General features: G+C 73.0%; 10 protein-coding genes, 6 tRNA genes and 2 pseudogenes. 8 read left to right on the forward strand and 10 right to left on the reverse strand.

Going from position 1 to position 9,746, the window contains the following annotated elements; genetic code table 11:
* Positions 1 to 110: 110 nt before the first annotated feature.
* The 5 genes from AOK00_RS12650 to AOK00_RS12670 form a co-directional block, all read right to left on the reverse strand.
* Positions 111 to 185 (reverse strand) — tRNA-Val (locus AOK00_RS12650).
* Positions 186 to 226: 41 nt separating this feature from the next.
* Positions 227 to 298: transfer RNA gene (locus AOK00_RS12655), tRNA-Val, on the reverse strand.
* Between the two features lie 39 nt (positions 299 to 337).
* Positions 338 to 409 (reverse strand) — tRNA-Val (locus tag AOK00_RS12660).
* A gap of 1 nt (position 410) precedes the next feature.
* Positions 411 to 484 (reverse strand) — tRNA-Cys (locus tag AOK00_RS12665).
* Between the two features lie 39 nt (positions 485 to 523).
* Positions 524 to 596 (reverse strand) — tRNA-Gly (locus AOK00_RS12670).
* Between the two features lie 232 nt (positions 597 to 828).
* Here AOK00_RS12670 and AOK00_RS12675 point away from each other — a divergent pair.
* Genes AOK00_RS12675 through AOK00_RS12685 form a run of 3 tightly spaced genes read left to right on the forward strand, consistent with a single transcriptional unit; the run spans position 829 to position 3,618 of the window.
* Positions 829 to 1,896 (forward strand): chorismate-binding protein, encoded by a 1,068-nt coding sequence (locus tag AOK00_RS12675; RefSeq protein ID WP_055600416.1) that lies wholly within the window; start codon positions 829 to 831, stop codon positions 1,894 to 1,896.
* Positions 1,893 to 2,723 (forward strand): aminotransferase class IV, encoded by an 831-nt coding sequence (locus AOK00_RS12680; RefSeq protein ID WP_055600417.1) that lies wholly within the window; start codon positions 1,893 to 1,895, stop codon positions 2,721 to 2,723. Before AOK00_RS12675 ends, AOK00_RS12680 begins: the two co-directional genes overlap by 4 nt.
* A gap of 55 nt (positions 2,724 to 2,778) precedes the next feature.
* Positions 2,779 to 3,618, forward strand: coding sequence for a GNAT family N-acetyltransferase (locus AOK00_RS12685; protein ID WP_055600418.1), 840 nt, complete (start codon positions 2,779 to 2,781; stop codon positions 3,616 to 3,618).
* Positions 3,619 to 3,661: 43 nt separating this feature from the next.
* On the opposite strand, the gene AOK00_RS12690 is transcribed toward AOK00_RS12685, so the two are convergent.
* The gene (locus AOK00_RS12690) at positions 3,662 to 4,177 is read right to left on the reverse strand and encodes a DsbA family protein (protein ID WP_055600419.1); all 516 of its coding nucleotides are present in this window, start codon (positions 4,175 to 4,177) and stop codon (positions 3,662 to 3,664) included.
* Positions 4,178 to 4,314: 137 nt separating this feature from the next.
* On the opposite strand from AOK00_RS12690, the gene AOK00_RS12695 reads away from it, so the two are divergent.
* Both AOK00_RS12695 and AOK00_RS39425 read left to right on the forward strand, forming a co-directional pair.
* Complete coding sequence (locus tag AOK00_RS12695; protein WP_055600420.1) at positions 4,315 to 4,764, forward strand: hypothetical protein; 450 nt, start codon at positions 4,315 to 4,317, stop codon at positions 4,762 to 4,764.
* A gap of 122 nt (positions 4,765 to 4,886) precedes the next feature.
* Positions 4,887 to 5,051 carry a hypothetical protein gene (locus AOK00_RS39425; protein ID WP_173861553.1) on the forward strand — a complete coding sequence of 55 codons (165 nt, stop codon included), beginning with the start codon at positions 4,887 to 4,889 and terminating at the stop codon, positions 5,049 to 5,051.
* 94 nt (positions 5,052 to 5,145) lie between these two features.
* On the opposite strand, the gene AOK00_RS12705 is transcribed toward AOK00_RS39425, so the two are convergent.
* Together AOK00_RS12705 and AOK00_RS12710 are read right to left on the reverse strand one after the other, a co-directional pair.
* A complete protein-coding gene (locus AOK00_RS12705; protein WP_055600422.1) occupies positions 5,146 to 5,703 on the reverse strand; it encodes a CGNR zinc finger domain-containing protein in 558 nt (185 codons plus the stop codon).
* 191 nt (positions 5,704 to 5,894) lie between these two features.
* Complete coding sequence (locus AOK00_RS12710; RefSeq protein ID WP_015032345.1) at positions 5,895 to 6,308, reverse strand: SsgA family sporulation/cell division regulator; 414 nt, start codon at positions 6,306 to 6,308, stop codon at positions 5,895 to 5,897.
* 190 nt (positions 6,309 to 6,498) lie between these two features.
* Between AOK00_RS12710 and AOK00_RS12715 the strand changes: the two genes are divergently transcribed.
* Complete coding sequence (locus AOK00_RS12715; protein ID WP_055600423.1) at positions 6,499 to 6,921, forward strand: TIGR02611 family protein; 423 nt, start codon at positions 6,499 to 6,501, stop codon at positions 6,919 to 6,921.
* Positions 6,922 to 6,975: 54 nt separating this feature from the next.
* Positions 6,976 to 7,050 (forward strand) — tRNA-Val (locus AOK00_RS12720).
* Between the two features lie 57 nt (positions 7,051 to 7,107).
* Here AOK00_RS12720 and AOK00_RS12725 read toward each other — a convergent pair.
* Positions 7,108 to 8,004, reverse strand: a pseudogene (locus tag AOK00_RS12725) (SCO7613 C-terminal domain-containing membrane protein); the annotation flags it as partial.
* 428 nt (positions 8,005 to 8,432) lie between these two features.
* Between AOK00_RS12725 and AOK00_RS12730 the strand changes: the two are divergent.
* Positions 8,433 to 9,056, forward strand: a pseudogene (locus AOK00_RS12730) (MFS transporter); the annotation flags it as partial.
* A gap of 38 nt (positions 9,057 to 9,094) precedes the next feature.
* On the opposite strand, the gene AOK00_RS12735 reads toward AOK00_RS12730, so the two are convergent.
* On the reverse strand, positions 9,095 to 9,746 hold a 652-nt coding region (locus tag AOK00_RS12735; protein ID WP_159041754.1), incomplete at its 5' end, for a cytochrome P450.

Below are 9,746 nucleotides of genomic sequence, written 5' to 3' on the forward strand. Positions count from 1 at the left end.
GGATGCTCTTCTCCTCCTGACGAGGGGTGCACCGGGTCTCCCGGTGCACGACGAGCCTCCTCGTACATGAAGAAGCCCCCGTCCGCGAGATGCGGCCGGGGGCTCTTCGGTGGTGCGCGATACTGGGATTGAACCAGTGACCTCTTCCGTGTCAGGGAAGCGCTCTCCCGCTGAGCTAATCGCGCGGGTGGTGCACACGGCGTACCCGAAGGCACTGCGTACTGCGTGCGCGATACTGGGATTGAACCAGTGACCTCTTCCGTGTCAGGGAAGCGCTCTCCCGCTGAGCTAATCGCGCGGGACGGTCCATACGGACCGGATCTTCGGTTGTTCTGCGTGCGCGATACTGGGATTGAACCAGTGACCTCTTCCGTGTCAGGGAAGCGCTCTCCCGCTGAGCTAATCGCGCTTGGAGGTGGAGACGGGATTTGAACCCGTGTAGACGGCTTTGCAGGCCGTTGCCTCGCCTCTCGGCCACTCCACCAGGAGTGAATACAGGGGTTCGGGAAGATCCCCCACATCGAGCGGACGACGAGATTCGAACTCGCGACCCTCACCTTGGCAAGGTGATGCTCTACCAACTGAGCCACGTCCGCTTGTCGTTTCCGTTTCGCTTGCGCGTCCCGGCGACGTGTTGAACTCTAGCGGATTCCTGGGCCAGCACAAAAACGCGTTTCCGCAGCGTGCTGACCTGCGCGCCGATCCGGGTGCCCGGCGGGGCGTCCCGGAGGGTTCGCGCCACGTTCACTCGCCGTGTTCCCGAAGTGGCGGGGAGCCCTCTCCGCCCGTGCCCCGGTGTCCCTCCTCCGGCGGACCTAGACTCGATGCGTGTACGACCTTGCTCCGCTGGCCCGCTTCGGCGGCCTCCTCGCGACCGACCTCCGGGACGTCACCCACGACCCCGAAGCCCTGGACTCCGCCGGCTTCTGGGCCGTCTGCGCGGACTTCGAGGGGCGTCTGACCTGCGCCCGCTTCGGCGACGTGCGGGCCGACCCCGTCCCTTCGCCCGTCCCCGGCGGCTGGCGCGGCCCCGCCGCCGGTGACTGGACGTCCTCCCTCGACCGCGCCGCGTACATCGCGGGCGTCCGGCGCGTGCGCGAGCACATCGCGCGCGGCGAGGTCTACCAGGCGAACCTCTGCCGGGTGCTGACCGCGCCGCTGCCGGACCCGGCCGCCGCCGACGTCGACGCCCTCACCGCGCTCCTCGCCCGGGGCAACCCCGCCCCCTACGCCGGAACGATCCGGCTGCCCGCGCACGGCGTGGAGATCGCCACCGCCTCCCCCGAGCTCTACCTCCGCAGGGAGGGGGCTCTGATCTCCTCGGGCCCCATCAAGGGGACCGGCCGGACCGCCGCCGACCTCCTCCCCAAGGACCACGCGGAGAACGTGATGATCGTCGACCTGGTCCGCAACGACCTGGGACGCGTCAGCGAGACCGGCTCCGTCGCCGTCCCCGCCCTCTGCGCGGTCGAGGAGCATCCCGGCCTCGTCCACCTCGTCTCCACGGTCACCGGTCTGCTGCGCGAGGACGCCGGCTGGCCCGAGCTGCTCGACGCCACCTTCCCGCCCGGCTCCGTGACCGGCGCGCCCAAGTCCAGCGCGCTGCGGATCATCGAGGCCCTGGAGACCGCCCCCCGCGGCCCGTACTGCGGAGGCATCGGCTGGGTCGACGCCGACGTGGGCACGGCGCAGCTGGCCGTCGGGATAAGGACCTTCTGGATCGACCGGCCGGAGGGCGTGCTCCGCTTCGGCACCGGCGCCGGGATCACCTGGGGCTCCGACCCGGAGCGCGAGTGGGAGGAGACCGAGCTGAAGGCGTCCCGGCTGGTCGCGATAGCGTCGGGCGCCTACGAGTCAGGCGCCCTTGAGGCGAGCGGAAAGGCCACTTCTCGATGAAAATCTGGGTCAACGGCGGGCTGCACGACGCGGAGACCGCCCTGGTCTCCGTGCTGGACCACGGACTGACCGTCGGCGACGGCATCTTCGAGACGGTCAAGGCGGTACGCGGCGAGACCTTCGCCCTCACCCTCCACCTGGAGCGCCTCACCCGCTCCGCCCGCGGCCTCGGCCTGCCCGACCCGGACCTCGACGAGGTCCGCCGCGCCTGCGCCGCCGTCCTCGACGCGAACCCGATGGAGCTCGGCCGGCTCCGCATCACGTACACCGGAGGCATCTCGCCGCTGGGCTCGGAGCGCGGTGACGCGGGGGCCGGCCTGGTCGTCGGGCTGGGGGAGACCAGCCGTCGCGCCGACTCCACCGCGGTGATCACCGTGCCCTGGACGCGCAACGAGCGCGGTGCCCTCACCGGGCTCAAGACCACCTCGTACGCCGAGAACGTGGTCGCCCTCGCCCGGGCGCGCGAGCAGGGGGCCTCCGAGGCGCTCTTCGCCAACACGGTCGGGCGGCTCTGCGAGGGCACCGGCTCCAACGTCTTCGTCGTCGTCGACGGCCGGATCCTCACCCCGCCCGTCTCCTCCGGCTGCCTCGCGGGCATCACCCGCGCCCTCACCGTCGAGTGGACGGGTGCGCAGGAGACCGATCTGCCGCTGGACGTCCTGGAGAGCGCCGACGAGATCTTCCTGACCTCGACGCTCCGCGACGTCCAGGCCGTGCACCGCGTCGACGGACGCGAACTGTCGCCGGTGCCCGGTCCCGTCACCGCCAAGGCCATGCGGATCTTCGACGAGCACGCCGCGCGGGACCGGGATCCGCGCCTCGCGTAGCCGTCTCGCGCAAAACCTGATGACGGACGGCCCCCGGGTGGGTAGAACACGACTGATGACCACCACCCTGCGGCCGGCCGAGCCGCTTCAGCAGACGCCCGACGGCGGCCGTTCGCGTACCTACGACGTGTGCGTGAACAGCCGCCGCGTCGGTTCCGTGCACCTCTCCACCGACCCCGGCTTCGGCGCCGCCTCCGGCGTGATCAGCCGCCTCGGGGTCCGCGAGCCGGACAGGGGGCGGGGCCGTGGCACGGTCGCGGCGCTGGCCTCGGAGGAGGTGCTGCGGGGCTGGGGCTGTGTCGAGGTGCAGATCTCCGTGCCCGCCGACGCCGGCCCCGCGCTGCGGATGGCCCGCTCGCTCGGCTACACCGAGCGCAGCCGGAACATGGTCAAGGAACTGCCCGCAGAGCCGCCGGCCCTGCCGGAGGGCGTCGAGGTGCGGCCGATGACCGAGGACGAGTACGTGGTGTGGGCGGCGCGGGCCAAGGAGGGCTTCGCGCGGAGCTGGATCGACCGCGGGGTGCCCGAGGAGCAGGCCCGCGCCAAGGCCGAGAGCAGCCACGCGAAGTACCTCCCGGAGGGCCTCGCCACCCCCGGTGTCGCGATCCACGTGGTCGTCCGGGACGGCAGGCCCGCCGGCTTCCTGTGGACCGGCCGGATCGAGCTGGAGCCGGGCCACCGGGCGGCCTTCGTGTACGACATCGAGGTCGAGGAGGCGCACCGCGGGCACGGCTACGGCCGGACGCTGATGCTGCTCGCCGAGCGGGTCGCGCGGGAGGCCGGGGACACCGTGCTCGGACTGCACGTCTTCGCGGGCAACACCCCGGCGATCCGGCTCTACGAGTCGCTGGGCTACCGCACGACCTACATCAACAGCGCGAAGGCGCTGCTGTAGGCGAGGGCGGGAGGGCCGGGCCGGAGCTCCGGGCCCCGGTCCTTCAGCCCTTCAGCAGGCGGTCGGCGATCTCCTCGATGCGCGCGCGCAGGCCGTCCTGGCTCTGGCCGCCGTCCAGCCGCTCGCCGTCGACGACATAGGTCGGCGTGCCGGTGACCTTGATCGCCTTGCCCTCGGCCTCGTCCGCGTCGACGGTCAGGAGATGCCGGCCGTCGATCAGTGCCGTATCGAACTCCTCGGCGTCCAGGCCGAGTTCGGTGGCGACCTCCATGAGCACCGGCTCGCCCCGCTCGCCCAGCTCCGCGGTCCTGGCGAGCAGCGCCTCCGCGTACGGCCAGCCCTTGCCCTGCTCGAAGGCCTCCTCCGCGGCCTGCGCGGCGGCGTACGCGTGCTTGTGCTTCGCGAGCGGGAAGTGCCGCAGCTGTACGTCGAGCCGGTCGCCGTACTTCTCGCGGAGCGCGCGGACGTCGTCGAGGGCCTGGAAGCAGTCGGGGCACTGGAGGTCGAACCACGCTTCGAGGACGACGGGGGAGGCGGGTGCGGTGGTGGAGTCACTCATGACAGCAGTCTCCCTCACCAGGGAGGAGCGGGTGTCTCCCGACCGGGACCTGGGGAGGAGATCCCGGTGGGGGCGACCCGGAGATCTCCCTGAGACCGGGCCCGGGACATGGCCGCGGAGGGCCTCACCGGTGCAGGATGGAAGGGACGTATCACCCGGACCTGGAGGACCGCATGCTCGCCGAGACCATTTGCTCCGCGGTGTCCGCGGCGGGCCTGGGCATCGCCGCGATCACGGCGTACCGGAAGCGATTCCTGTCCGCGGCCCGGATCGCCGCCTACTCCCTGGTGCCGATCGGTCTGGTGATGACGGGCGCCGTCGAATGGCTCGTGGACACGGCGTTCAGCCCGGTCGCCTGGGCCGGCTTCGGTGTCCTGGGCGCCGCCTGGCTGCTCTTCATGTCCACCCGGGCCGTGGAGCGGCGCCGGGGCGGCCGCAAGGAGACCGCCGGCGGGGCGGAGCCGAGCGCCGTGGCCCCGGCGGCGTCGTCGCCCTCGCGTGCCGTGACGGCGAAGCCGCAGACCGGTGCGCCGGCCGGAGAGGACTTCAGCGACATCGAGGCGATTCTGAAGAAGCACGGAATCTGACCACTTCTGGCCGTTCCCGTTCCGGTGATCGTCCGGCGATCCACGGGAAGGGGTGAACACCCTTTGCGATGGGGCGTGTTGCGGGATTTCCGGGGCCCCGCGTGCGCGATCATCCCCCCGAGATGCTGGATACCTCGCGGGAGACCGCCCCCGCCGCCCCCGATGCCCCCGCCGAAGAGCCGCGCGGCTGTCTGTTCGCGCTCTCCCAGCCCCCGCTGATGATCTTTCTCGGGGTGATCGGCTGTCTGCTGCTCATGGCGGCCGTGCACGATCTCTTCGTCCTGTGACGACCCCGAGCCCGGCTCCGGGCCCCGTCGCGGACCGGGGCCTCGGCTTCGGGCCCGGCCGCGGCCCGGCCCCGAGCCCGGCCACTGCCCGGCCTCAGCCCGCGGCCTCCTTGCGGCGCGCCCGGTACGCGGCCACGTGCAGCCGGTTGCCGCAGGTGCGGCTGTCGCAGTAGCGGCGCGAGCGGTTGCGGGAGAGGTCGACGAAGGCCCGGCCGCAGTCCGGCGCCTCGCAGCGCCGCAGCCGCTCCTGCTCGCCCGCCACCACGATGAACGCCAGCGCCATGCCGCAGTCGGCCGCGAGGTGGTCGGCCACCGAGGCGCCCGGCGCGAAGTAGTGCACGTGCCAGTCGTAGCCGTCGTGGTCGGTGAGCTGGGGCGTGGTCCCCGCACCCGCCACCAGCTGATTGATCAGGGGGGCCGCGATCCGGGCCTCGGGCGCCGAGAAGACCGCCGCGAACTTCTCGCGCACCTCGCGCACGGCCCGCAGATCGGCCGCATCGAGGTCGCCCACATCGCTGATCTTGTGGGCGCGTACGAAGATCCGCAGCCCCTGGATGTCCGCGAGCTCGTCGGCCCGGTCGCCCTGCGGCGCGGTGTTCATCAGATCGACGACTGTGTCGAGGGCGATCCGGGTGTCGTGGGGGATCAGCACGATTCGCTCCCTGGCCGGCCGCGGGCGGGCGCCCGCGGAATGGCGCTGACTTTAGCGCGACCGGGAAAAGGACAACGGCGCCCTCCACCGCGCCGGCTGCGCGGTGGGGAGCGCCGGTGTCGTGCCTATGTGGCTGCCCGCGCGGCGCCGTCGCCCCGAGTCGGACGGCGCCGTGCGGCTCTCGGCCTGGCTCAGCTGTCGGCCAGGATGTGGGAGAGCTCCGTATCGAGATCGAAGTGCCGGTGCTCGGTGCCCGGTGGCACGGCGGCGTCGGTCCGCTTCAGGAACGACTCCAGGGCCCGCGCCGGGGCCTCGAGCAGGGCTTCTCCCTCGGGGGAGCTCAACGCGATGCAGACGACTCCTTGACCGTGACTCCGGGACGGCCAGACGCGGACGTCGCCCGTGCCGGTGGGCCGGTGCAGCCCCTCGGCGAGAAGGTCGCGGGCGAAGACCCACTCGACCGTCTCCTCGGCTCCGGTGTGGAAGGTGGCGTGCACGGCATACGGATCGGCCGTGTCATACCGCAGGCCCGCGGGTACAGGCAGTGAGGACTCGCTCGACACAACGAGGCGCAGGTGCAGCTCGCAGCTGACCGTGGTGTTCATAAGCGCCAGGGCCTTTCGCTCAGTGTGCGCTCGGGGATTCGCACGTCGGCGAAATCGACATGCCACCTCAGGTGCCGTTGTAAACCCCTCTGTCGGTTTTGTGATCGTTCAGGTAGCTCGTTCGGGGGCGTGTGACCTGCGGTAATACCTCCATTCCGGTGAGGGCTCCGCGTCCGGTAAGTTGGGGACCATGAATGCGGAGAGTGACGAGCGCACCGGGGAGTCCGCAGACGGCCAGGAAGCCGAACTGGGATCCCGCGCACCGGAGTTCATCAAGTCCCGACGAGGCCTCCACCTGAGCTGGCAGGTCGGCGTCTTCATCGTGGGACTCGCCGTGGTCGGCGCCGGCGTGGTCATGCTGCCCCTCCCGGGGCCCGGCTGGCTGGTCATCTTCGGCGGCATGGCGATCTGGGCGACCGAGTTCGTCTGGGCGCAGCTGGTGCTCCGCTGGACCAAGCGCAAGGTCACGGAGGCCGCACAGCGCGCACTCGACCCCAAGGTCCGCCGCAGGAACATCATCCTCACCACCGTGGGCCTGGTGATCATCGCCGCCCTGCTCGGCGTCTATCTGTGGAAGTTCGGCTTCGTCATGCCGTGGAAGATCGACCAGTGACCCGGGCATGGTGCGGGAGCCCCGCTGACATGCGGTAATGTTTGCGGTGCACCGGGGCGATTAGCTCAGTGGGAGAGCACTTCGTTCACACCGAAGGGGTCACTGGTTCGAACCCAGTATCGCCCACCACCCGGTCCGAAGGCCCGAGACGGAACATCGTCCCGGGCCTTCGGCGTGCCCCCTCCGCTACCGCATCCGCGCGACCCGGTCCCGGAGCCGCCGCGCGTCCCGCAGCCGCTGCTCGTACGTGGCGCCCACCGCGAGCAGCAGGAGCCCGGCGAGGGCCGGCGGCAGCCAGCGCGGCAGCGCGCCCACCGCCTGCACCACGTACGGCGCCAGCTCGTGCAGCCCGTCCAGGGCGAGTACCGAGCCGCCGACGACCAGGAGCGCCTGCAGCCGGAACCGTGCGCCGAGCAGTGTCACGACCAGGGCGGCGACCCCCAGGGCCAGCGGCCGCGCCCACTCCGGGTCCGTCCAGGCCGCGACGAGGCTCGGCAGCAGCGTCGCCGCGAGACCCGGGCCGTACGCCGTCCAGGACGAGGCCTCCCGGTCCCGGCGCCGCCGCAGGAGGCCGACGACGAGGGCCGGTACGGTCACCGGCAGGGTGTACGCCTCCGGGGTCGTCACCTCCCACACCGCGAGCCGCACCCAGGTGGCCAGCAGGAGGAGCACCGCCGCCGTCCACGAGGCGAACCGCCGCCGCTCGGGGCGCACGGCCGTCGCCGCCGCGATGACCCCGGCGAGGGCCAGGGCGAGCGCGAGGAACGCGGGCCGGGAGACGGCCAGCGCGAACGCCGGGAGCGCCACGACCGCACCGGTGATCTCGACCGGCAGTGCCACCGGGCGGGCCTTGGCGCCGACGGCCGCCGTCGCAGCCGGGACGAGCAGCAGGGCGAGCGCCGTCCAGTGGTCCTCGAACCCGCCGGCGGCGGCCACCGCGACGACGAGCCCGGTCGCGGTGAGCACCGCGGCGCAGGCGGCGACCACCCGGCGCGCCCCCGCCCCGAGCACCGCGACGCCCACGAGGAGCACGAGCAGCGTCCCGAGCACCGCGAACGTGGCCTCCCGCACGTCCAGGGCGAGCGCGACCGCGCGCGGGTCGCCGGAGGTCAGGGCGGTGCCGTAGCCCTCCTCCTGGAGTCTCAGCGCACCCGCCACGTCGCCGCGCGCCAGTGCCGAGAAGCCCAGCTCGGCCAGGATCAGCGCGTTGGCCGAGTCGAGGCCGACCGCCCGGTGCCAGTCGAGGGCCTCCTTCATGTGCGCCTCGGCCTCGTCGATCAGGCCCTCGCGTCTGGCGCCCAGGCCGAGGCCGAGAACCGCGTTGATCTCGCCCGCCCGGAACCCGACCTCGACCGCCCGCTCCCGGGCCGCCGCGTGGTACGCCCGCGCCTCGGCCAGATCACCCCTCAGCAGGGCCGTACGACCGATCCCGGCCAGCAGGTCCGGCACCTCGGCCGTCAGACCGAGGCCCTCCGCGGCCACCAGGCCCGCGCGCCTGCGCGGTCCCGGCCACCGCGCTCAACGGCGTCGAGTACCTGGTCCCCCAGTACCTCCAGGCCGTCGCCGGACTGCCGCCGGTCGAGGCCGGTCTCTGGCTGTTGCCCGGAGCGGCGGGCCTGATCGCCGGCTCGCAGCTGACCCCCCTCGTGGCGCGGAGGCTCCGCCCGGCGTACGTCCTCGCCGGCGGACTCCTGATGTCGCTGGCCGGGTACGCGGTGATCGCCCTGGCCGAAGGGGTGACCGTGGCCGCCCTCGGCCTCGCGGTCATCATGTTCGGCGCGGCCCCGATCAGCGTCCTGGGAACGGCCCTCGCGGTCGGCTCCGCCCCGGCGGAGAAGGCGGGCGCGGCGGCCGCGACCGGCCAGACGGCCTATGACCTGGGGCTCGCCCTGGGCATCGCGGTCACCGGCAGCGTGGCGGTCGCCGTCTACCGGGGCGGCATCCCGGCGGACGCGCCGGCCGCGGCCCACGAGAGTGTGGGCGCGGCGCTGGCCCTGCCGGACGAGGGCCTGCGGGAGCAGGCCCGGGAGGCCTTCACGACGGCCCTCCACTCGGCCTCGGCCCTGAGCGCGGTCTTCGCCCTGGTGACGGCGGCCGTGGTCCTGACCCTGCTCCGCAAGGTCCCCCGCTCGTGACCGACCCCCTGGGATCCACCGCTCGCCGCTCGCCGCGCCTACCGCGCGGCGAGCAGCATGCGCTGGGGCCCCGGGGAGAGCACGATGCGCGGGACCGGGCGTGGCGGGCGCCGGGAGACCGGGGTCAGGCGCCAGCGGGAGGCGATCGCGGCGAGCGCGAGGGTGGCCTCGGTCGTGCCGAACACGTCGCCCATGCACTTGGTCGCGCCGAGCCCGAAGGGCAGGAAGGCGTCACGCGGCACGTCGTCGGCGGCCCAGCGCCCCGGGTCGAAGACCGCCGCGTCCCGGTAGAGGTCGGGGCGCCGCTGGACGAGATAGAGGCAGCACATCACCATGGCCCCGGCCGGAAGGCTCCGGCCGGGGCCGAGCCGCGTCTCGCGGGTGGTGGTGCGGGTCACGGCCCAGGCCGGCGGGTAGAGGCGGAGCACCTCGCGTACGACGGCCCCGGTGAAGGGCAGCCGGGGAAGATCGGCCCCGGTGACCGGCCGGCGCGCCCCGTGCCCGCCGCCCGCGACCGCGTCGACCTCCTCCCGCAGCCGCGCCCCGGTCTCCGGGTGGTCCGCGAGCAGCCGCAGGGCCCAGGCGACGACGGAGGAGGTGGTCTCGGCGCCGGCCAGGACCAAGGTGGCGACCTGGTCTCCGAGTTCGCCGTCCGACAGCGGCCGCCCTTCCTCGTCGCGCGCGGCGAGG

The sequence above is a fragment of the Streptomyces aureus genome (genome assembly GCF_001418135.1).
GTDB lineage: Bacteria > Actinomycetota > Actinomycetes > Streptomycetales > Streptomycetaceae > Streptomyces > Streptomyces aureus_A.